This is a genomic window from Micromonospora parathelypteridis (assembly GCF_014201145.1).
Taxonomy (GTDB): Bacteria; Actinomycetota; Actinomycetes; order Mycobacteriales; family Micromonosporaceae; genus Micromonospora; species Micromonospora parathelypteridis.
In genome coordinates, this window is the sequence record NZ_JACHDP010000001.1 from 356,034 (window position 1) to 379,176 (window position 23,143).

Annotated in this window: 13 protein-coding genes and 1 pseudogene; 8 read left to right on the top strand and 6 right to left on the bottom strand. The window is 68.8% G+C overall.

Annotated elements, in window-relative coordinates:
- Positions 1-5 precede the first annotated feature (5 nt).
- Positions 6-986, bottom strand: coding sequence for a phosphatase PAP2 family protein (locus HNR20_RS01555; protein WP_184175755.1), 981 nt, complete (start codon positions 984-986; stop codon positions 6-8).
- 249 nt (positions 987-1,235) lie between these two features.
- Here HNR20_RS01555 and HNR20_RS01560 point away from each other — a divergent pair, with 249 nt between their 5' ends.
- A complete protein-coding gene (locus HNR20_RS01560; protein ID WP_184175757.1) occupies positions 1,236-1,742 on the top strand; it encodes a winged helix-turn-helix domain-containing protein in 507 nt (168 codons plus the stop codon).
- 72 nt (positions 1,743-1,814) lie between these two features.
- Here HNR20_RS01560 and HNR20_RS01565 read toward each other — a convergent pair whose 3' ends face one another.
- Positions 1,815-6,188 carry a S8 family serine peptidase gene (locus HNR20_RS01565; RefSeq protein ID WP_229687392.1) on the bottom strand — a complete coding sequence of 1,458 codons (4,374 nt, stop codon included), beginning with the start codon at positions 6,186-6,188 and terminating at the stop codon, positions 1,815-1,817.
- A gap of 284 nt (positions 6,189-6,472) precedes the next feature.
- Between HNR20_RS01565 and HNR20_RS01570 the strand changes: the two genes are divergently transcribed.
- The 5 genes from HNR20_RS01570 (at position 6,473) to HNR20_RS01590 (ending at position 11,852) form a co-directional block, all read left to right on the top strand.
- Entirely contained in the window at positions 6,473-7,045 is a 573-nt protein-coding gene (locus HNR20_RS01570; RefSeq protein ID WP_184175761.1) for a winged helix-turn-helix domain-containing protein, read from the top strand.
- Between the two features lie 92 nt (positions 7,046-7,137).
- On the top strand, positions 7,138-7,644 hold the full coding sequence (locus HNR20_RS01575) for a VOC family protein (RefSeq protein ID WP_184175763.1): 507 nt from the start codon (positions 7,138-7,140) through the stop codon (positions 7,642-7,644).
- 138 nt (positions 7,645-7,782) lie between these two features.
- Complete coding sequence (locus HNR20_RS01580; protein ID WP_184175765.1) at positions 7,783-8,403, top strand: acyl-CoA-like ligand-binding transcription factor; 621 nt, start codon at positions 7,783-7,785, stop codon at positions 8,401-8,403.
- Between the two features lie 71 nt (positions 8,404-8,474).
- Positions 8,475-10,055, top strand: a complete 1,581-nt coding sequence (locus tag HNR20_RS01585; RefSeq protein ID WP_184175767.1) for an MDR family MFS transporter — start codon at positions 8,475-8,477, stop codon at positions 10,053-10,055.
- A gap of 237 nt (positions 10,056-10,292) precedes the next feature.
- Positions 10,293-11,852: an OFA family MFS transporter gene (locus tag HNR20_RS01590; protein WP_184187813.1), complete on the top strand. Its 1,560-nt coding sequence runs from the start codon at positions 10,293-10,295 to the stop codon at positions 11,850-11,852.
- Between the two features lie 88 nt (positions 11,853-11,940).
- Here the strand turns inward: HNR20_RS01590 and nrfD are convergent, their stop codons facing one another.
- From nrfD to HNR20_RS01610, 4 genes and pseudogenes are all read right to left on the bottom strand, one after another.
- Positions 11,941-13,005 (bottom strand): NrfD/PsrC family molybdoenzyme membrane anchor subunit, encoded by a 1,065-nt coding sequence (gene nrfD, locus HNR20_RS01595; protein ID WP_184175769.1) that lies wholly within the window; start codon positions 13,003-13,005, stop codon positions 11,941-11,943.
- Positions 13,002-14,045, bottom strand: a complete 1,044-nt coding sequence (locus HNR20_RS01600; RefSeq protein WP_184175771.1) for a 4Fe-4S dicluster domain-containing protein — start codon at positions 14,043-14,045, stop codon at positions 13,002-13,004. Before HNR20_RS01600 ends, nrfD begins: the two co-directional genes overlap by 4 nt.
- A gap of 30 nt (positions 14,046-14,075) precedes the next feature.
- Positions 14,076-17,324 (bottom strand): annotated as a pseudogene (gene fdh / locus HNR20_RS01605) (formate dehydrogenase); the annotation flags it as partial.
- A 162-nt stretch (positions 17,325-17,486) separates the two neighbouring features.
- Entirely contained in the window at positions 17,487-18,284 is a 798-nt protein-coding gene (locus HNR20_RS01610; protein ID WP_184175776.1) for a PrsW family intramembrane metalloprotease, read from the bottom strand.
- Between the two features lie 561 nt (positions 18,285-18,845).
- Here HNR20_RS01610 and HNR20_RS01615 point away from each other — a divergent pair.
- Positions 18,846-22,532 (top strand): beta strand repeat-containing protein, encoded by a 3,687-nt coding sequence (locus HNR20_RS01615; protein WP_184175778.1) that lies wholly within the window; start codon positions 18,846-18,848, stop codon positions 22,530-22,532.
- Positions 22,529-23,140: a tetratricopeptide repeat protein gene (locus HNR20_RS01620; protein ID WP_184175780.1), complete on the top strand. Its 612-nt coding sequence runs from the start codon at positions 22,529-22,531 to the stop codon at positions 23,138-23,140. Before HNR20_RS01615 ends, HNR20_RS01620 begins: the two co-directional genes overlap by 4 nt.
- Positions 23,141-23,143 lie beyond the last annotated feature (3 nt).

Genomic DNA, 23,143 nt, shown 5'->3' on the forward strand with positions numbered 1-23,143 from the left:
TCCCATCACGAGATCTTTTGCGGCTCGGTCGATGGCTGTGGCCGCGAGCCGGGCCGCCCGGAAAGCCGGACCCCGAAATCGGTCGAGCGCACCAGGAACACCACCGATCCCACCAGGAACATCGTCACCGCGCCCGCCGCCGCGATGGCGAACAGCGCCCCGCGCTGCACCGACGCGGCCAGGCCGGGCACGACCACCACGAGTGCCCAGACCAGCACGACCAGGCCGACCGCCGCCTCGGCAAGCCCGCGCCACAGGCTGCCGCCCTCCGACCCGCCGTCCGTGTCCTGGTCACCCCGCCAGCCCGCCAGCGTGGCCGCGGCAAGGCAGAACAACGCCACCCCCAGCAGTACGCCGCCGAGCGCGTCACTGAACCGGTGCCAGCCCGCGATCATCGTGGCCGAGGCGATCACCGTGACACCCGCCGCGCCCGGCACCGCCAGCCAACGCCGGGCCCATCCGGGCAGGACGAGCATGAACGCCAACAGCAGCGCCGTCGCCGCCGCGACGTGGCCGCTGGGGAAACTGTTGTGGGTGGTCGAACTCTCGATCTGGAGATCCGGGCGGGGCAGCCCCGACTTCACCGCGCCGGCCAGCATCACCGCGCAGAGGACCATGCCGACACCGACGACACCCGCCACCAGCCGTCGGCGCAGCACACCCACCAACAGCACCGCGCCGAGCAGGGCGGCGAGGAGCGTCGGGCTGCCGAAGGCGCCCAGCACGGTCTTGGCCGGGCCCACCAGGACGGTCTGCTGCTCGTATCCGCCGCCCCGCTCGGCGCGCGGCAGGAGGGCGCCGTCGAGCCACTGACCGGGGTAGGTCCGCACGAAGACAACGGCGGTCAGAGTCAGGGCGAGCAGACAGCACAGGGACGCCGCGAGCAGCCGAAGACCCAGAGGCGCCGCCGCGCGGCGTGGCAGCGGTCGCGCCGGCTGCGGGCCGGGCGTCGACCGCCCGACAGGGTACGACGATCCGATGGACATGGTGACCATGCTCGCCCCGACAGGTCCGTACGTCGTGCGCGGATTGTCTTGGTTGTGTCACAACTGCTTCCGGAAAGTCGGACGCCGACGGGAGTGCCTGCGGCGTGAATAGATTCATGTGCTCACATGCAACGATGTTTTACCCAGCCGAGATCCGCCGCCACTAGGGTCAGGACGCCGATCGATGTTTCGGTCGACGGTGCGAGAAATCCGTCCGGAGTGAGTTGGGGAACCGGAAGGGGTTGGGGAATGCAGGGAATTCCAGTCGCCAGCGTGGTTATCGGCATCGCGTCGTCACCGGCCGAACGCCGACATCTGGCCCGATTGCTCGGCGGGAGCGACGCCTTCCTGATCGTCTCGAACGTCGACCAGGCACGAGAGTTCCTCGGCGTGGTCGAGACGCCTCCTGCCGCGACTCCCCCGACCAGAGCCATGGTCGTCGAGGCGACGCCGAGCCCACAGCCGCCGCCACCCGACCTGGCCGTCGATTCCGACCGTCGGGTGCTGCGGTGGCGCGACCAGGAGATCGACCTGACCCGGTTGGAACACGACGTCCTGCTCTGCCTGGTACACGCGCCCGGGCAGATCTGGACCTACGAGCGCCTGCACCTTGAGGTCTGGGGCAACCGGCACCTCGGCCGCGGCTCCGACATGCACTCGGTGATCCGCCGGGTGCGCGGCAAGCTCGCCAGCCTGAACGCGGCGGCGACGATCCACTCGGTACGCGGAGTGGGTTTCCGGCTCGCCCCCATCTGATCCACCGGGAAACGATCCGGCCCGCCTGGTCTCTGACCAGGCGGGCCGGACTTCTTCGCTACCGCTCAGGCGTTAGCACCGGATTGGCGCCAACCCGAAGTTCTCCACCGTAGGAGTGGTGGCGTTGATCTTCGTCTGACGGGTCTGAGGCTTCCAGCCGTCCTTGGCGACGATCATCGTGAGCGGGTTGTTGCGGCGGTCCATCCAGTAGGCGTACTCACCCTCGGCGTCGGTCGCGAAGGTCCACGACGACGCCCACGAGTCAACCTGGACGACCGCGCCGGTGAGCGGCGAGGTCGCACCCTGGCAGCTGGTGCCGGTGACCGTACCCATGAGCTTGCCCCAGGTCTTCGGAGGGTTCGCGGTCATGGTCACGGCGACCGGCGCCACCGAGTACGGCGTGTTCTCCGAGATTCCGACCGAGCCGGAGTAGGTGCCCGGCTGGTCCACGTTCGCCGTCATTCCGACGGTGACCGTGACCTTCTCACCCGGTGCGAGGGTGACCGCCGACTTGTCGATGGTCATCCAGCTGACGTCGGCCGCCGACTCGGCGCAACCCTCGAAGCCCGGGAGCACCTCGCTCTCCGGCGCCGCGGTGAAGCTGCCGGACGATCCGCCGATCTTGTAGAAGCCGCACGCCGCCCCGCCGCGGTAACGCGCCGTGTTGGCGTTCGGCAGGTTGGACCACGAACCGGTGGCCGGGTCGAAGGCGAAGCCGGCGTTGCTGATGGCCCCACCCTGCGAACCACCGACGACGAGGAGCTTGCCGCTGGCGACAGCGTACGAGCTGGCCCAGTTGTCGGCCGGCGCGTCGGCGATGGCGGTCCACGTGTTGGCACCCGGGTCGAAGGCGTAGCTGGACTTCTGCGAGGCGGCACCGTCGTTGCCGCCGGTGCAGTAGACCATGCCGTCGATCCCGCCACAGGAGGCGAAGGCCACCGACTTCGGGTAGTTCGCCATCGTCTCCCAGGTGTTACTGGCCGGGTCGTACCGGACGACACTGTTCGACATCGGCGTACAGGCCGCAGTCGTACACCCACCGACCGCGTACAGCTTGCCGTCGACGACGGCCTGACCGGCCGCGGCCCGCGGTGTCGGGTTGTCCGCCCGCTCGGTCCAGGTGTTGGCCCCCGGGTCGTACGACCAGGTGGCGGAGTCCGGGCCTGCATCGCCCCAGCCACCGGTGGCGATGATCTTCCCGTCCACGACGCCCACCGTCAGGGCGTTGCGGGCACCGGGAAGGTCGGCGATCGCCGTCCAGGTCTGCGCGGACGGGTCGTAGGCGTAGTTCTTGGTGCTGGAGGCGGTACCGTCGCCACCACCGAGCGAATACACCTTGCCGTCCAGGTTCACCACCCGGTTGTCCATGACGGTGGACGGGTAGTTGGCGATGTTCGTCCACGGCGCCGCCTGCGGGCCGACCGCGGCGGTCGCGGCCTTGGCTGCCTTGCCGGACGCCTTGGCGGCGAACGACGTCGGGACGGTGAGCCGCTGCTCCGGCGCGCCGCTGGCCCCGAGCACCTGCTGCCGGGTGACCTTGGAACCATCGGCCCGGAGAAGTTCGAACCCGTTGTCACGCTCACCGAACTTGACCTCGACCGGCGCGCCGCCGGTGTTGGTCACCGTGAACTTCTTGCTGGCCTTGCCGTTGGGCATCTGCAGGTTCGCGCTCAACTGCGTCGGCGTCACCGACAGTTGACCGGCCGCGAGCTGGAAGTTCGCGGCGGTCGCCCAGTCGGCCTCGACGTCGACCTGCTTGGTCTGGCTGACGTAGTTGCCGGCGGTCGCGGTGAACGGGTGCGTGCCGGTCAGCGTCGAGTAGATCCAGTAGAAGCCGTCGGCCAGTGCCGCGTCGTCGGGGGTCGCCACGGTGACGGCCTTCTCGGCGGGCCGGTCCTTGCTGGTGACCGTCGCACCGTTGACATAGCTGTTGTCGTTCTTGTCGCGGACGTTGCCGACGACCAGACCGCCGTCGACCGGCACGCAGGTGACCTGGCTGCCGATCAGGACACTGTCGACCTCCCACCACCACTCGTACGAGGCGTCGTAGTAGTGGAACCGGACCTGCACCTGCGCCTTACCGGCCGCCTGCGGGATCGGGATCTCGGTCACCTTCGGGCCCCGGACGTCCGTCTCCTGGCGGAGCACGTTGGTCCAGGTGGCACCACCGTCGATGCTCAGGTCGACGTCGGCGGTGTCTTCACTCAGCTGGTTGAAGTCCTGGTTGAACCGGATGACCGGTGCCGCGACGCTGGTCAGGTTGACCACCGGGCTGACCAGGGAGGTGTCCTGGGTGGTGCCCGCCCCGTAGTCATCGCTGTCGATCATCGCGAAGTTGCCGCTGGCGCCGGTCAGGTTGCCCCGGTTGCCGTCGTCGGTGAACTTCCAGACCTGACCACTGCCCGCGTTGTCCACGACGGTCCAGCCGGCCGGCGTGGTCGTGCCGTCGAAGGTCTCGTACTCACCGTCGGAGCCGAACGTGTAGCCGGGCGCGGTGGTGCAGTTGTTGGTGTCCACCGGCACGGCGACGTTGGCGGTGGCGTTGCCCGAGCCGACCACGACCTGCTTGGTGACGGTCTGGTAGCCCGGGTACTGCGACTCGTACTTCAGGGTGTAGGTCTGCCCGGCCGGCAGCGTGATGCTGTAGCGGCCGTTCGTCGGCGTGGTGTAGTCGTAGACGCCGGACACGCCCGTCACGGTCACCTTCGCGTACAACGGCCAGCCGTGGCCGGAGCCATCGGTGACCGCTCCGGTGACGTTGACACTCGGCACCGGCGCCAACGCGACGTTGAGCGTGGTGGTCGCGGCCTTCGCGACCGTCGCCGGCTTCGTGGTGCTGCCGTAACCGAACGCCGCCACCGCGACCTGGTAGTCACCGGTGGGGAGCTGGGTCGAGTACTTGCCGTCGGCACCGGTGGTCAGCTCACGCGCGGTCGGGCCGGTGAGCGTCAGGGTCGCGCCGGCGATCGCGGCACCGGTGGCCGCGTCGGTGACCGTGCCGGCCAGGGTGCCGACGTCGCCGGTCGGGGCGGCGTTGAGCAGTGCGAGGGCGTCCAGCAGGCCTTCGCCGTAGACGTTGTTGTCGGCCGGGGTCCCGCCGCACTGGGCGTCGGCCTTGTCGACCGCGGCACCGTTGAGCAGCGCACGGGTCGCGTCGATGTCACCGACCAGCGACGGAGCCGCCGAGTACAGCAGTGCGATCGCGCCCGCGAGGTGCGGTGCGGCCATCGAGGTGCCGCTGATGCTGCCGTAGGAGCTGCCCGGAATGCTCGACCGGATGTTCACGCCCGGCGCCGAGATGTTGGGCTTGATCTCGCCGTTCTGGCCCGGACCTCGGGCGGAGAAACCGGCGACGTTGTTGTTGATGTCGTACGCGCCGGTCGAGTAGTTGCTGGCGAGGCTGCCCGGCGAGCCACTCGTCTGACAGGCCGGCCCGCTGTTGCCGTTGGACCAGGTTCCGAAGATCCCGGACGCGGCCCAGGCCAGCGTCACGTCCTCCATGAAGGGCTCGTTCGACGGGTCGCGCGTGCCCCACGAGTTGTTGATGATGTTCGGTCGCTTGCTCGCGTCCGCGTTCTGGCCGTTGAGGTCCAGCGGCTCGAGCATCCACTGACCGGACTCGACCAGAGCGGCGTCGCTGGGGCAGCAACCGTTCGCCGCGATCCACTTGACTCCGGGGGCGACACCGATCTGGTTCGCGCCGTCGGAGCCGGCCATGGTGCCCATCGTGTGCGTACCGTGGCCATCGTTGTCACAGGGGGCGGCCGCGCAGGTACCGGCGGCGTTGAACCAGTTGTAGTTGTGGTCGAACGTCCCGTCGCCGTTGTTGCCGCGGTAGGAGTTCACCAGCGCCGGGTGGTCGAACTGGACCCCGGTGTCGATGTTCGCGATGGTGATGCCCTCGCCCTTGACGCCGTACTGGGACCAGACGTCATCGGCGTTGATGTTGGCGACACCCCATTCGAGGGCGTTCACGGTCTTCTCGTCGGTGCCCTTGGTGGTCTCGGGCACCTTGTAGGCAACCGGGGCGTAGAGGCCCTCGACCTCGGAGTAGCCGGCGAACTTCTGCACCATCGACAGCGAGCCGCTGCTCACCTTGATTGCGTTGGTGGCCCAGAAGGTCTCGTACTTCGCGCCCGAGCTGTCGAGGTCGGCCCGGATCTTGCCCTGGCTCGCCGCGGCGGTCTTGCGCAGAGCGTCCGCGACCGCCGTGCCGCGCTTCGACCAGTCCTTGATGGCGCTGGCCTTGCTCAGGTCCGCCCGGTCCTTGAACCGGATCCAGAAGTCCCCTTCACTCTTGGCCTGGAGCTGCTTGGCGAGCTCCGGTCGGATCTTGTCCCCCGCAGGGGCGCCCGCCCCCATCCCGCCGCCCGGCGCGGCCTGCGCGCCTGAGCTGATGGTGGCCAAGCATGTCGCGGCGAGGATCGTCGCCGCCCCGGCGCTCACCAGTGATCTGGCTGTGCGCCGCCATTGTGGACGTCTGAACATTGGTGCTGCCTCCCTCAGAACGACCCAGGGGTGTAGATGGGCCATGGTGAGAGTGCGGGAGATTCGTCTCGGCGTACCGAGCGATCGAACCCTCCATGCCCCCCCATGCACCGCGCGGGTCACGCCGGTTGCCCGAGTGGACACTATGATCGAGAAGAACGGACGATCAAGAACTTGCCGTAAGCAACTTGTCGCTAAGAGTTGCCATGCAGGCGGCGCGCTTGCCAATCATTGTCAGGACCATGACGCGAGCTGGGCAGGGATGCCCATCGATCCCGGGCGGTGCGGTGGCCGAGGACGACGAGGCAACGGTGGACAGTGGTGTTCCGGCCGACGAGCCGTTCCCGCTGCTGATCGCGGTGACCCCGTCGCCGGCCGAGCGCATCCGGCTCGCGGAGCGCCTCGACGGCATCGCGCCACTGCTGCTGGTGGCCGATCTCGACGAGCTGCGCCGACTGATCGCGGCACCGCAGCAGGTGGCCGCGACCCCGTCCGAGCCCGCGCCCGCCGCCCTGGTGATCGACTCAGCCCGGTCCAGCGCGCGCTGCGGGGGCCGCGAGGTCGACCTCACCCGACTGGAACACGACCTGCTGACCTGCCTGATCTCCGAGCCGGTCCGGGTCTGGAGCTACGCGGAGTTGCACCGGTCGGTCTGGGGCGATGAAGGGCGCGAACGCAAGGCGGACGTGCAGTCGTTGGTGAAGCGGCTGCGTCGCAAGCTGCACGACCTCGGCACCGGGGCCACCATCGACGTCGTTCGAGGTGTCGGGCTCCGGATGACCGACCACCAGCAGGCGCGGGTCGAACGAGCCTGACAGCTTCGTCGCATGAACTGATCGCGCGTGGGGTACGACGTCAAGATCAGCAGCGAGACAAGCGACGAAGAACGCTGGTAAGGAGAGTCAGGATGGCCTTCCCCCACCCCTCGACCGTGTCCATCGGCCTCAAGGCAGCCGCGCACGTCGGAATCGCGGTGAGTGACCTCGACCGCTCGGTCGCGTTCTATCAGGCCCTGCTCGGCGCGGAACCGGTGGTACGAGACGAGAGCATGCACGGCGCCGGGTTCGCGCAGTCGCAGGGCCTGCCGACGACGAAACTGCGGTACGCCACCTTCAACCTCGACAACCTCGGCATCGACCTGATCCAGTTCCAGGAGCCGGTCGGCGACGTCGCCGAGGTGGCCGCCAACCGGCCCGGCTCGATGCACCTGTGTTTCCAGGTCGACGACGTGCGCTCGGTCTTCGACCGGATGCGCGAGGCCGGCTTCGAGTTCCTCGGGCAGCCGTACACGTTCGCGGCCGGCGAGGTGGACCCGCCGGATGCCGTCGGCACCGAGGTCGCGTACTTCAACGACCCCGACGGAGCGAACCTCGAACTCATCGCGCCCAGGGGAGGGTTCTCCCGCGGCGAGTAGGTCCAGTCGACGGCGTGGGGTGCGGCCGGGTCCCGGCCGCACCCCACGCCGGTCTCCGCCTGGCGTCGCGGGTCAGGAAGATCACTTCATAGTCTAAAAACTTGCAGGCTGTGCAAGTTCACTCCTAATCTCTGCCGCGTGACCGACACCGACCAAGCTGCCACCGGGCGTCGCGACCGCAAGAAGGCGCAGACGCGGGCCGCGCTGACCGCCGCCGCGCTGCGGCTGGTCGCCGAACGCGGTCTGGAGCACGTGACGGTGGAGGAGATCAGCGAGGCCGCGGACGTGTCCTCGCGGACCTTCTTCAACTACTTCACCTGCAAGGACGAGGCGCTCACCGACGATCCGGCGCTCGACGGCAACCCGGTCGTGGCGCGTCTGGCGGCCGCCCCTGCGCGGATGCCAGCGTTGCAGGCCGTCCGGCTCGCCCTCGACGAGGCGATCGACACGATCCAGGCCGACCGGGAGTTGTGGCGGCTGCGACTGGCGGTCATCGCCCAGAACCCCGCGCTACTGCCCCGGCTGGTGGCCGGCAACAGCGCGACCGAGCAGGCCATGGTCACGATCGTCGCCACCCGCCTCGGCGTCGGCCTCAACCACGGCCATCCGCCGCTGGTCATCGCTGTTGCCGGGGCCGCCTTCCGCACCGCGATGCTGCGCTGGGCCGCCGACGACGACACCCGGCCCCTGCACGACTTCGTCGACGAGGCGTTCGCCGCGATCGCCGCCGGGCTGCCCGATCCACCATCCCACTCCTGACCGCCAGTCCCCGCCCCGCCGCATCAGCTCCGGGGCAACCACTCCGCCAGAAACCCGACAAGGGAGCGTCAATGACCACCACCATCCCGCCCGCCGACACTGCCGACGTCGGCACGCGCATGTCGCGTCGGGAGGTTCTCCAGGCCCTTTCCGGCCTGATGGTCGGCATGTTCGTGTCCATCCTCGCCTCCACGGTGGTGGCGAACGCGCTACCGCGGATCATCGCGGATCTGAACGGCAGCCAGACCGTCTACACGTGGATCGTCACCAGCGAACTGCTCGCCATGACGGCGACGGTGCCGCTGTGGGGCAAGATGGCCGACCTGTACAGCAAGAAGCTGCTGATCCAGTTGTCGCTGGGACTGTTCGTGGTGGGTTCACTCATCGCGGGCTTCACGCCGAACGTCGAGGTCCTGCTGCTCAGCCGTATCGTCCAGGGCATCGGCGCCGGCGGCATGACGGCGCTGGCCACGATCGTCATGGCGGCGATGATCCCGCCACGTGAGCTGGGCCGCTACGCCGGCATCTTCGGCGCGGTCTTCGGTGTGGGCACCATCGCCGGTCCGCTGATCGGTGGCCTGCTCGTCGACACGTCGTGGCTGGGCTGGCGGTGGTGCTTCCTGATCGGCGTTCCGTTCAGCATCATCTCCATCGCCCTGCTCCAGCGCACCCTGCACCTGCCGGTCGTCCGCCGCAAGGCAAAGATCGACTGGCTGGGTGCCCTGCTCATCACCTCGGGCGTCTCCACGCTGCTGATCTGGTCGTCGCTGGCCGGCAACAAGTTCGACTGGGCCTCGGGCTGGACGGCCCTGATGGTCATCGGCGGTCTGGTGCTGCTGGCGCTGGCCGTGGTCGTCGAGTCGCGGGCGGCGGAGCCGATCGTCCCGCTGGACATCTTCCGCAACCGCACGGTCTCCCTGGCCACGGTCGCCAGCGTGCTGGTCGGTGTCGCGATGTTCGGCGGCACCGTCTTCCTGTCCCAGTACTTCCAGATCTCGCTGGGCAAGTCGCCCACCGTCGCAGGCCTGATGAGCCTTCCGATGATCTTCGGTCTGCTCGTCTCGTCGACGGTGGCCGGCCAGCTCATCACCAAGTACGGCCGGTGGAAGGCGTACCTGGTGGCCGGCGCCGCGGTGATGACCGTCGGAATGCTGCTGCTGGGCACCATCGACGCCAACACCAGCGTCGTCGTGCTGTCGATCTACATGGCCGTGCTGGGCGTCGGCGTCGGCATGCTCATGCAGAACCTCGTGCTCGCCGCGCAGAACGACGTGCCAGCCCACGAACTCGGTGCCACCACCTCCGTGCTGACGTTCTTCCGCAGCATGGGCGGCGCGATCGGAGTCAGCGCCCTCGGAGCGGTCCTGGCAAGTCGGGTGACCTCGCTGACGACCGAGCGGCTCGGCCCGGCGGCGACCGCCGGCGGTGGCTCCGCCGAGGTGCCCGACCTGTCCACCCTGCCCGAGCCGGTGCTGCGCATCGTGCAGGAGGTGTACGGCATCGCCACCGCGGATCTCTTCCTGATCGGCGCGCCTATCGCGCTGCTCGCGCTGATCGTCGTGCTGTTCATCAAGGAGAAGCCGCTGCACACCCTCAGCGGGGACGAACGACGCGCCAAGGAGGAGGCGGCCGCCAAGGCCGCGACTCACTGAGCTGGACGACAGCAGTCGGGGGCGGGCCGGTAGGCCCGCCCCCGTTCTGTACGCCCGCGTTTTTTGGTAACCACCTGGTGCGAACCGGCTGCCACGTAACGTGAGGTAGAGCCGGTAACCGGCTGACGCCAGACGTGCACCGGGCCGCCACTGCGGCGGTGCCGCTCGGCAACTGCCGGGTCGGACAGCTCGGCAACGTCGCGGCCTACTCAGCCGCAGGAGGTGTGGACGATGCCCATGCTGTCGGTCTTCGATCCCCGGCACACGGTAGCTCCCCCGGGATACAGCCGCTGGCTCATCCCGACCGCAGCACTGGCCGTGCATGTCTGCATCGGCCAGGTCTACGCGACGAGTGTCTACAAGAACTCCCTCATCGCGCACTTCGACACCAGCCAGACGGCGATCGGGGCGATCTTCAGTATCGCCATCGTCATGCTGGGTTCGTCCGCGGCCGTGGGTGGCCGTTGGGTGGAGCGGAACGGACCACGCCGGGCGATGTTCGTCTCCGCCTGCTTCTGGGCCGTCGGGTTCCTGGTCGGCGCGCTCGGCATCGCAACCCAACAACTCTGGCTCCTCTACCTCGGGTACGGCGTCATCGGCGGCATCGGGCTCGGCATCGGCTACATCTCGCCGGTCTCCACACTGATCAAGTGGTTCCCGGACCGTCCCGGCCTCGCCACCGGGCTGGCCATCATGGGGTTCGGCGGCGGCGCCCTGATCGCCGGTCCGCTCGCGCGCCAACTGCTCTCCCTCTACGACTCCGGCTACAACCCCGACAACCCGGCCGCCGTCGCGTCGGGACATGCCCTCGTGGCGCTCTTCGTCACGTTCGGCATCGGCTATTTCGTGATCATGATGTTCGGCCCGTTCAACGTCCGGGTTCCGGCGCCGGACTGGCGGCCCGCAGGGTTCGACCCCGCGAGCGTCGCCGCCCGACCGCTGGTGACGACGGCGAGTGTGTCCGCGTCGAACGCGGTGCGTACCCGGTCGTTCTGGTTGCTGTGGATCGTGCTGTTCTGCAACGTCACCGCCGGCATCGGCATCCTGGAGCAGGCAAGCCCGATGATCCAGGACTTCTTCCGGGACAACGGGACCGCCACCACGATCTCGGTGTCGGCGGCGGCCGGGTTCGTGGGAGTGCTGTCGCTGTTCAACATGGCTGGGCGGTTCGTCTGGTCGACGACGTCCGACCTCATCGGCCGCAAGCCCATCTACATGGTGTACCTCGGCGTCGGCATGGTGCTGTACGTGCTGCTCGCCGTGGCCGGCCACTCCGCGACCGCGGTCTTCGTGCTGATCGCCGCCGCGATCATCTCCTTCTACGGCGGTGGCTTCGCCACCATGCCCGCCTACTTGCGCGACCTGTTTGGCACCTTCCAGGTCGGGGCCATCCACGGCCGCATCCTGACCGCCTGGTCGGCCGCGGGTGTCGCCGGCCCGCTGATCGTCAACGGGATCCTCGACACGCAGGGCAAGCCCGGCACCCTCACCGCGGCGGCGTACCGGCCCGCGCTGTTCACCATGGTCGGCATCCTCGCCATCGGGTTCATCGCGAACCTGCTGGTCCGTTCCGTGCCCGAGCGGTTCCACGAACCGAACCGAGGGCCGACCTCGCCCGTGGCGAAAGCCACTGTCACCGATCCGGTCGCTCTCGGGCGGAACAGTCAGCCGCCCGCGCCGCCGCGCGTCGGTAGTCAGACCGGGCGCCTCTGGTTGTCGTGGCTGCTGATCGCGGTGCTCCTCGGGTACGGCATCGTCCAGACCGCCATCACCGCCGCGAAGCTGTTCACCGGCTGACACGTCGCGCCAGCGGCGGCCCGTCGCGGCCAGACCTTGGATCGACGGAAGGCGCCCCTTGAAGGGGCGCCTTCCGTTTGCCGATCGCTCAGAGCTGGCCGGCCGACCGCTTCTTTTCGAGCCGCTCCCGTTGCGGCACGACCGTGTACTTCGGATCGCGTGCCGACGCCACACCCGCTTCGAAGACCCCGAACCGGGTGGCGACGGACGACGCGACGAGAGCGGCGCCGGAGAGTGCCGACAGGATCCGGTTCCCTCGGCTGAACAGCGCGGCAACGGTGCCCACGCCGAGCAGCACGCGGCCCGCCCGGACCAGCCGCCCGGCGCGACCATGCTCGTAGGGCTCACCGGTGAGGCCCATCCGCTCCAACTGTCGGCCGCTGACCATCTCGATGGTCGTGGCGGCGAGGGCGAGTCGCCGCAGCGGCGCGGTTTCGGCGGCAGGCGCCGCGATCAGTCCGACCCCGGACGCGGCGGCGAGCGCGCTACCGGCGAAGACGAACGGCAGTGCGGGGTACGCGTCGTGCCACGACGGTACGGCGGTGTCGGCGAGCAGCACCCCGGTGTAGGTGGCCAGCGCCGGGGCGGTGGCCGCGGCGGCCAGAGCGGCGACGTCACCGACCGGCGGCGCCAGTCGGCGGGCGAGGCCGAGCACCCCGTGCTGCGGGAGTCGCGGCGCGATCTCGGCGATCGCGGCGACACCGGCGAGCGGCCCGAAGACGGTGAGGATCCAGGTGCCGACCGACATCGGCGAGGTCAGCTTGGCGATCCGGAGCATGTGGTGGAACCGGGCCGGCCGCCCGAGGTCGTGCACCAGCAGGTACGCGCTGGCGGTGACACCGCCGAGGGCCGTCCATCGCCCCACCTGCCGCAGGCCGGGCCGCCCGGTCAGTTGGGCGCCCGCGCCGACCAGCGCGCCTCCGGCGGCCAGGCCCCCGGTGAACAGGTAGCCGGCGATGTCGTGCTTCCACACCGGCGGTTTGAGGACGGGACGGCCGTAGTAGGAGGTGAAGTCGGCCGCCGGCACGGTGAGTTGCTCGCCGTCGTGACCGCGACCCCGGCGGCGCTGGCGCTGCCCGTCGGGCTGGTCGAGGCGGGCCTGAAAGTCACGGAACCGGGCGCCGACCGGCTCGTTCGGTGGCATGTCGGTCATGGCCGCCTGCCGAGGAACGCGATGACGGTGGCTGCTGTCATGGTGAGGGCGGCGAGGCCGGCGCGTTTCCACATGGCCGTCAGATCCCGGGTCGTCACGACCGGATCGGGGGGCAACCCGTACACCTCAGGCTCATCCAACAGCAGGAAGAACGCACCGTCACCGCCGACTCCGTCGTGCGGGTCATGCCCGTACAACCGCGCCTCGGGGACCCCCCGCCCGTGCAACGTCGCCAACCGGGTCGCAGCCCGATCCCGCAGCTCGTCGAGGCGGCCGTACTGAATCGACTCGGTCGGGCACGCCTGCGCGCACGCCGGTGTCATCCCCGCACCCAACCGGTCGTAGCAGAGCGTGCACTTCCACGCCCGACCATCATCCTTGCGCTGGTCGATCACCCCGTAGGGGCACGCGGAGATGCAGTATCCGCAGCCGTTGCAGATGTCCTCCTGCACCACCACCGTCCCGAACTCCGTCCGGAACAGCGACCCCGTCGGACACACGTCCAGACAGGCCGCGTGCGTGCAGTGCTTGCAGACGTCCGACATCATCAGCCAGCGAAAATCCGTGCGACCCTCCGCGCCGCTCCCCCGGCCCGGCGGCTGCGCGCCCGGCATTCCCAGAAACTCCGGCCCACCCGACATCCGGGCGGCCGCAGCCGGCGACCCGGTCGGAAGACCGGGCGTCGTCCCGGTGTCCGCGCTGGTCAGCGCGCCGAACGCCGCCGTCTCCGGGCTGACCGGCGGCCCGGCCGGTTCCTCCTCGAACGCCGGGGTCGCTCGACCGGCCGGGCGAGGCTGCTCCACGAACGCGACGTGCCGCCACGAGTTCGCGGTCAGCGCCCCGGTGTTGTCGTACGACATGCCCAGCAGGTCGAGACCGCTCTGCGGGACGCCGTTCCACTCCTTGCAGGCCACCTCGCACGCCTTGCAGCCGATGCAGACGCTGGTGTCGGTGAAGAACCCCATCCGCGGTGGGGCGTCCTCGTAGCCGGCGTCGGGCGCCGGGTCGAGCGGCCCGTAGAGGGCGTTGGCATGGGGCATTGGTCAGGCCTCCCGGTCGCTGCTGCTGTCGGCGACGTCAGTCGTGACCTGCGGTGGGTAGTGGTGGCTCAGGTCGCCCGACCTGCGCCGGTAGTCGGCGACGAGCTCCAACAGTTTCGGTCCTCTCGGGCGTCGGCCGGGCCGGATGTCGCAGGTGCCGACCTTGCTCTCCTGGATCAGCACGTTCGGGTCGAGGGTGATCCCGAACAGGTCGTTGGCCGCGTCGCCGGTGACCAGGCCCTCGAATCCGAAGTGGTAGGGCAACCAGATCTGATGGATGATCCGGTCGTCGACCCGCAGCGGAGTGAGCCGGTCGGTCACCAACACCTTCGCCTCGATGGCCGCCCGGGTGGTGACCAGATGAGCCCAGTCCAGGTGGTCGAGGCCACGTTCGGCCGCCAACTCCGGCGACACCTCGACGAACATCTCCGGTTGCAGCTCGGCGAGCGGCGAGACGGTACGGCTCATCCCACCGGCGGTGTGGTGCTCGGTGAGCCGGCTGACGGTGAACACGTACGGGAAGACCTGGCTGTGCTGCTCCGGCGGGCTCGGGTTGAGCGTGTTGATCGGGTGGGTGTAGACCTTGCGGGTCGGGTTGGCCTGCTGTCGGTAGAGCGGGTTGCGCACCGGCGACTCGACCGGCTCGTAGTGGGTGGGCATCGGTCCGTCGAGCACGCCGGTGGGCGCGTACAGCCAGCCCTTGCCGTCGCCCTGAAGGATGAACGGGTCGTCGCCGGCGATGCCCGCCACACCCGAGGCGTCGCGCTCCGGTCGGTAGGACGGCGGTTTGGTCTTCTCGAAGTCCGGCACGTCGTAGCCGGTCCACTCGCCCTTGTCCGCATCCCACCAGACGTAGCGTTTGCGTTCACTCCACGGATTGCCGTCCGGGTCGGCGGAGGCACGGTTGTAGAGGATGCGCCGGTTCGCCGGCCACGCCCACCCCCACTCGGGAGCCACGAGGGACTGCTCCGCGCCGGGTTTGCGCCGGGCGGCCTGGTTCACCCCGTCGGCGTACACCCCCGTGTAGATCCAGCACCCGCCGACGGTGGAGCCGTCGTCCTTCATCTCGGTGAACGAGGACAGTGGGCGGCCGGTCGCCACGTCGTACCCGTTGATCTCACGCAGCACCGACTCGGCGCTCGGCTCCGCGTGCGGACCGTGCGTGGGGTAGTCCCAGGTCAGGTCGAGCAGCGCCCGGTCGCGGGGTTTCGTCGACGTCGCCAGCCGTTCCCGGATGACGCGCCCGAGGTGGTAGAAGAACCACAGCTCGGAGCGGGCGTCGCCCGGCGGCTCGACGGCCTTCTCCCGCCACTGCAACAGACGCTGCGTCTGGGTGAACGTCCCCTCCTTCTCCACGTGCGAGGCGGCGGGCAGGAGGAACACCTCCGTGCGGCACTCCCGCGTCACGATCTCGCCGGTCTCGATCTCCGGCGCGTTCTTCCAGAACGTGGCGCTCTCGATCTCGAACAGGTCCCGGACCACCAGCCAGTCGAGGTTCGCCATGCCGAGCCGCTGCGCCCGACCGTGCGCCGACCCGATCGCCGGGTTCTGGCCCAGCAGGAAGTACCCCTTGATCTTGCCGTCGATCATGTCGAGCACCTGCTGGTACGTCCCGTGATCACCGGTCATCCGAGGCATGTAGCCGTAGCAGTAGTCGTTCTCGGCGGTGGCGGCGTCACCCCAGTACGCCTTGAGAAGGTTGACGCCGTAGGTGCGGGCGTCGCCCCAGAAGCCCTTCTGCCCGGGGTGCGCGATGCTGTCCACCCACTTGTCCAGGGTCGGGTGCTCGGCGTGGTGCGGCATCGGCAGATAGCCGGGCAGCAGGTTGAACAGCGTCGGAATGTCGGTGGACCCCTGGATGCTGGCATGCCCGCGCAGGGCCATCACCCCACCGCCCGGGCGGCCCACGTTGCCCAGCAGGAGCTGGATGATCGCGCCGGTGCGGATGTACTGCACACCGACGCTGTGCTGGGTCCAGCCCACCGAGTAGACGAGCATCCCGGTCCGGTCCCGGCCGGAGTTCTCCGTCCACGCCTGCGCCAGTTCGAGGAACTTCTCCTGCGGGATGCCGCAGACCCGTTCCACCATCTCCGGTGTGTAACGGGCGAAGTGCCGCTTGAGGATCTGGTAGACGCAGCGCGGGTGCTGCAACGTCTCGTCACGTTCGGTCTCGCCGCCGACCGGCGCGCCGTGCGACTCGTTCTCCAGCCCGGCCGCCGTCTCTCGCTGCGTCTCACTGTCGCGGGTCGTCTGGTTCTGCGAGTGGCCCTGGTACCGCCAACTGGCCTGGTCGTAGGTGGCGTTGTCGTCGTTGAAGCCGGAGAAGAGGCCGTGCATGTCCTCGGTGTCGCCGTACTCCTCGGTCACGATCGTCGCGGCGTTGGTGTAGGCGACGACGTACTCCCGAAAGTCCAGCTCGTTTTCGAGGATGTAGCGCACCACCCCGCCGAGCAGCGCGATGTCCGTGCCCGCCCGGATCGGCAGGTACGAGTCAGCCAGCGCGCTGGTGCGGGTGAAGCGTGGGTCGACGTGGAACACCCTCGCCCCGCGGCGCTTGGCCTCCATCACCCACTGGAAGCCCACCGGGTGCGCCTCGGCCATGTTCGAACCCTGGATGACGATGACGTCGGAGTTCGACAGGTCCTGCTGGTACTGGGTGGCGCCGCCACGACCGAAGCTGGTCCCCAGACCGGGGACGGTGGAGGAGTGTCAAATACGGGCCTGGTTCTCGATCTGGAGCGCCCCCATCGCGGTGAACAACTTCTTGATGAGGTAGTTCTCCTCGTTGTCCAGCGTCGCCCCGCCCAGGCTGGAGATGCCCAGCGTCCGGTTGAGCGGTCGACCCTCGGCGTCGACGTCCTCCCAGGTCTCGTCCCGAGCGGCCAGGACCCGATCGGCGATCATGTTCATCGCCGTGTCGAGGTCGAGGTCCTCCCACTCGGTGCCGTACGGCCGCCGGTAACGGACCTTCGTCTGCCGCAGCGGACTGGTCACCAGACTCTTGCTCGCCGAACCCTTCGGACACAGCCGACCCCGCGAGATCGGGCTGTCCGGATCACCCTCGATCTGACTGACCTGCCCGTCCTTGACGAACACCCGCTGACCACACCCCACCGCGCAGTACGGGCACACCGAACGGGCCATGCTGTCGGCGTCCTCGGTACGGGCGGTGAGCGCACGGGATCCGGCGGACTTGGCGGCAGCGCCCCGGCCGAGCGGGTCGGTGCCGGTGAGCTGGCGATAGACCGGCCAGCCCTCGATCCAGCTCCGCACCCCCATTGCCGCACCTTTCCGACTAATCGCACAAATGTGAACAGCCTGACATTAGACGAGGTGCCGCCCCGGTCGCAGCGGATCACTAGAGAGATGCCTCCCCCGGCCCTTTTTCGCGCGGGCCGGCGAAGGCATGGTGTATGCGGTCGGCGGAGTGCCCGCCGAAGGTCAGTTCGGCTGGAGCTGGCCGACGCCGTGCTCGCTGAAAGCCCGGTAACGGTGCAGCTCCCAGAACAGCCAACCGATGCTGATGATCGCCAACACGACGAAGACCAGTGAGCCGGAGAACGTGTCCCAGAGGGTGTGCAGGACGACGACACCCAGGAACGTGCCGATGAACCCGAACAGCCGGGCGACGCTCGGGCTGGCCAACAGCGCCCACAGCGCGCCGGCGGTGAGCCCGGTCCACGCGGTGTGGCCGGCGGGCGCCGTCAGACCACGGATGAACAGCGTCTGCTCCACCGCGCCGATGTTGCCCTGCGAACTCAGCAGAGCGCTGAACGCGTAGCCCATCGTCTCCAACGCGGCGAAACCCATGCCGGCGGCGACGCCAATGATCAGCCCGTCGGAGGGAACCCGACGGCGATGCTGGGCCACGACCGTGAACAGCAGCACCACCGGGACGATCAGCTTCGCCGACTCCTCGATCAGCGCCACGAACAGCATGGGCAGCGTGCCGAGACCGCGCAGGGTGTCGTACTCCAGCGTGCCGGCGACCACCGTGCCGATCACACCACCGAAGAACGCCGACGTCACCAACACCGACGCCGGCACCTGCCACCGCCCGGTGCGGGCCTGCGCGAACGTCAGGAACGTCAGCGGCACCAACGTCGCCCCGAGCAGGATCAGCGCCGGTACGAAATTCGGATTTTGCGTGCTGACGAGGGTCCGCAGCACCGCCATGTAGAGGATCAGCCCGATGACGAGCACTCCGACCCACGCCCACCGGCGCGAACGATCACCCATACCGCGCAGTCTGGCGGATCCAGGTTACGAAGGCTAGCCACGACAATGAGACCGGGCCGACTCGCTCAGAACGCCTCGGCCACCTTGCCGCGGTCGCGGCGGCGAGCTCGCGCAATTCCTTCTCCACTGTCGCGACCGACGTCTTCGCGCCGGGCGCGCTGCAGGGCTCGCACCAGGGCAACGTCCCTGGGCAGTACAGCTACCCCCGTGACACGCAGCGACTGAGGACCTCGCCGATGCACGCCGCAGGCGGCTCCGGGCCCGCCGCACCCGGCGGTGTTCCAAGCACTCGGCGTCGTGGTGGCGATCCATTGCCCCGAACGCGGCGAGGCCTTGGGATGAGTGGCCCGCATCGCGGGTCCGTGACGCAATGGCCGGGGCCTATGCGGCCGACATACGGCTGATCGTGAAGGGAATCCACTTTAGCCCAATTCCGCCTAGGTGACGCGAAACCTATCAGAACCGGCGAATCAGTCGAATACGCTACGACTCGCCCGCGAACTTACGATGCGTCGCTCGTCAGTAGCTCTGGGTGTATCGAGGCGGCTTTCTGGAGGGGTCATGAGCAACAACCGACGGCTGCGGCGAGGGCTGAAGCCTGGCCGCGCCGCATCAGGGCTGAGCTCTGCCCTGATGGTGGTCGGGATGACGGGCGGGCCCGCAGCCGCAGCGCAACCCGTGGAAGCGAAGTCGTCTGCCCAGGACGTGCACGTCGGCACGCCCGGCCCTCTCGGACAGTACGGCGGTTGGCCCTCGTTCCTTCCGGTTGCTCGAGACGGCGGCGGACCTTACGACTCGGCGGACCAGCACCCTGGCGGGCCACCGGACTGCGGCCCCCAGGGCTGGCAGGGCCCGTGGGGCAAGCACGACCAGGGCAAGCACGACGACGGCAAGCACGACGAGGGCAAGCAGCCGAAGCCGGACTACTCGCACGGCACTCAAGGCCCCCAGGGCGTTCATGGCGCCCAGGGCAACCAGGGCGACACCGGCGCACAAGGCGACACGGGTGCTCAGGGCACTCAAGGTGCCCAGGGCAGCCAGGGCGACACTGGCGCCCAAGGCACTCATGGCAACCAGGGCGAGACCGGTGCTCAGGGATTCCAGGGCGCACAGGGCAACACCGGCGCACAAGGCAACCAGGGCGACACCGGTGCACAAGGCAGCCAGGGCGATACCGGCGCACAAGGCAACCAGGGCACGCAGGGCTTCCAAGGCACCCAGGGCGACACCGGAACACAAGGCATTCAAGGTAACCAGGGCAACCAAGGTGCCCAGGGCGACACGGGCGCACAAGGCAACCAAGGGTTCCAAGGCGCACAGGGCGACACCGGCGCCCAAGGCTCCCAAGGCGACACCGGCGCACAAGGCAACCAGGGCACGCAGGGCTTCCAAGGCACCCAGGGCGACACCGGAACACAAGGCATTCAAGGTAACCAGGGCAACCAAGGTGCCCAGGGCGACACGGGCGCACAAGGCAACCAGGGCGCGCAGGGCTTCCAAGGCACCCAGGGCGACACCGGAACACAAGGCGCTCAGGGTAACCAGGGCAACCAAGGTGCCCAGGGCGACACGGGCGCACAAGGCAACCAAGGGTTCCAAGGCGCACAGGGCGACACCGGCGCGCAGGGCAACCAGGGCGACACCGGCGCACAAGGCAACCAGGGCGCGCAGGGCTTCCAAGGCACCCAGGGCGACACCGGAACACAAGGCGCTCAGGGTAACCAGGGCAACCAAGGTGCCCAGGGCGACACGGGCGCACAAGGCAACCAAGGGTTCCAAGGCGCACAGGGCGACACCGGCGCACAAGGCAACCAGGGCACGCAGGGCTTCCAAGGCACCCAGGGCGACACCGGAACACAAGGCGCTCAGGGTAACCAGGGCAACCAAGGTGCCCAGGGCGACACGGGCGCACAAGGCAACCAAGGGTTCCAAGGCGCACAGGGCGACACCGGCGCACAAGGCAACCAGGGCACGCAGGGCTTCCAAGGCACCCAGGGCGACACCGGAACACAAGGCGCTCAGGGCGACACCGGTGCGCAAGGCAACCAAGGCTTCCAGGGCGACACCGGCGCACAAGGCGCTCAAGGTAACCAGGGCAACCAAGGTGCCCAGGGCGACACGGGTGCGCAAGGCGCTCAGGGCGACACCGGCGCACAAGGCAACCAAGGCTTCCAGGGCAACCAAGGGTTCCAAGGGTTCCAAGGGTTCCAAGGGTTCCAAGGGTTCCAAGGGTTCCAAGGGTTCCAAGGAGCCCAGGGCGACACCGGCGCCCAGGGCTCCCAAGGCGACACCGGCGCGCAAGGCGCTCAGGGTGACACCGGAGCGCAAGGCAACCAAGGGTTCCAGGGCGCACAGGGCGACACCGGCGCGCAAGGCGCTCAGGGTGACACCGGAGCGCAAGGCAACCAAGGGTTCCAGGGCGCACAGGGCGACACCGGCGCGCAAGGCGCTCAGGGCGACACCGGCGCACAAGGCAACCAAGGGTTCCAGGGCAACCAAGGCTTCCAAGGGTTCCAAGGAGCCCAGGGCGACACCGGAGCGCAAGGCAACCAAGGGTTCCAGGGCGCACAGGGCGACACCGGCGCGCAAGGCGCTCAGGGCGACACCGGCGCACAAGGCAACCAAGGGTTCCAGGGCAACCAAGGCTTCCAAGGGTTCCAAGGAGCCCAGGGCGACACCGGCGCCCAGGGCTCCCAAGGCGACACCGGCGCACAAGGCGCACAGGGCGACACCGGCGCGCAAGGCGCACAGGGCGACACCGGCGCACAAGGCAACCAAGGGTTCCAGGGCGCACAGGGTGACACCGGCGCACAAGGCAACCAAGGGTTCCAGGGCGCACAGGGCGACACCGGCGCGCAAGGCGCTCAGGGTGACACCGGCGCACAAGGTAACCAAGGGTTCCAGGGCAACCAAGGCTTCCAAGGGTTCCAAGGAGCCCAGGGCGACACCGGCGCCCAGGGCTCCCAAGGCGACACCGGCGCGCAAGGCGCTCAGGGTGACACCGGCGCACAAGGCAACCAAGGGTTCCAGGGCGCACAGGGCGACACCGGCGCGCAAGGCGCTCAGGGCGACACCGGCGCACAAGGCAACCAAGGGTTCCAGGGCGCACAGGGCGACACCGGCGCGCAAGGCGCTCAGGGCGACACCGGCGCACAAGGCAACCAAGGGTTCCAGGGCAACCAAGGCTTCCAAGGGTTCCAAGGAGCCCAGGGCGACACCGGCGCCCAGGGCTCCCAAGGCGACACCGGCGCACAAGGTGCACAGGGCGACACCGGCGCACAAGGCAACCAAGGGTTCCAGGGCGCACAGGGCGACACCGGCGCACAAGGCAACCAAGGGTTCCAGGGCGCACAGGGCGACACCGGCGCACAAGGCAACCAAGGGTTCCAGGGCGCACAGGGCGACACCGGCGCACAAGGCGCACAGGGCGACACCGGCGCACAAGGCAACCAAGGGTTCCAGGGCAACCAAGGCTTCCAAGGGTTCCAAGGAGCCCAGGGCGACACCGGAGCGCAAGGCAACCAAGGGTTCCAGGGCGCACAGGGCGACACCGGAGCGCAAGGCGCACAGGGCGACACAGGCGCTCAAGGCGCACAGGGCGACACCGGAGCGCAAGGCAACCAAGGGTTCCAGGGCGACACCGGCGCACAAGGCGCCCAAGGGTTCCAAGGCGCACAGGGCGACACCGGCGCACAAGGCGCCCAAGGATTCCAGGGCACTCAGGGTTTCCAAGGCTCCCAGGGCAACCAGGGCGACACAGGTGCTCAAGGCGCTCAAGGCGATACCGGTGCCCAGGGAATTCAGGGTGCTCAAGGTTTCCAAGGCGCCCAGGGCGACACCGGAGCACAGGGTGCCCAAGGCACCCAGGGGGTTCAGGGTGCCCAGGGCGTGCAGGGACTGGCCGGCAACGGAATTGAGGCCGCCTACATTCAGGGCCCGCTGACCGTCATTGCGGACACCCCCGTGAATTTCGGGTGCCAGGCCGGAGACATTGCTGTCGGAACCGGATATCAGCTGTCGGGCGCGGGCGTCAACCCGGTGCTGATCCAGCCGCTCTCGGTCAGTGGCTACCAGTTCACCTTCACCGGCGGAGGCGCCGACATCTGGGTGTCCTGCATCTCGACCGCCACGCCGGTGGCGTTCGGGTCTGCGGCCGACACGTCGGGCCGGGCGACGGCCAACAGCAGCAATGCCAGCCGGCCGATCAGCGACTCGGACCGCCCCGTTACCGTCAAGGAGAATGAATGAGCACGCGTCAGATATTCGGGTCACTCGCCTGTGGTGCGGTCCTGCTGGCCGGAGTCCCGGCATGCAGCGAGAAGCCTGCTGAGAAGCCGACGAGCAGCGCCGGCAACAACGGCAAGGCGAACGGTGGCACCACACCGGAGGAGCTGCTCAAGCTCGGTGTCGAGCAGGGCCAAGCCGGCAACTTCGACGCGGCGAAGGCCACCTTCGAGAAGGTGGTGGCCGCAGAGGCCAACAACAAGTTCGCCTGGTTCAACCTGGGTTACATCGCCCAGTCGCGCAACCAGGCCGACGAGGCGGTCGGCAACTACGACAAGGCATTGGCGGCCGACGGCAACTACCGGCCGGCCCTCTACAACAAGGCCATTGCACTGGAAAGCAAGGCGCCGGCGACGTCGATGGAGATCTATCGCAAGGTCGTGTCGATCGACGACAAGTCGTCGACGGCCTACCTCCGGCTGGGCATGCTGCTGTCCCAGTCCGGTGAGGACGCCGCGGCGCGGGACGCCTTCAAGGCGGCGATCCGGCTGGACAAGGAGCTCACCTCAGCCGTGCCGGCGAAGTACCGTCCGGCCCCGAAGGCCCCGCCCTCGACTCCGGCGGGTAGGTGATCA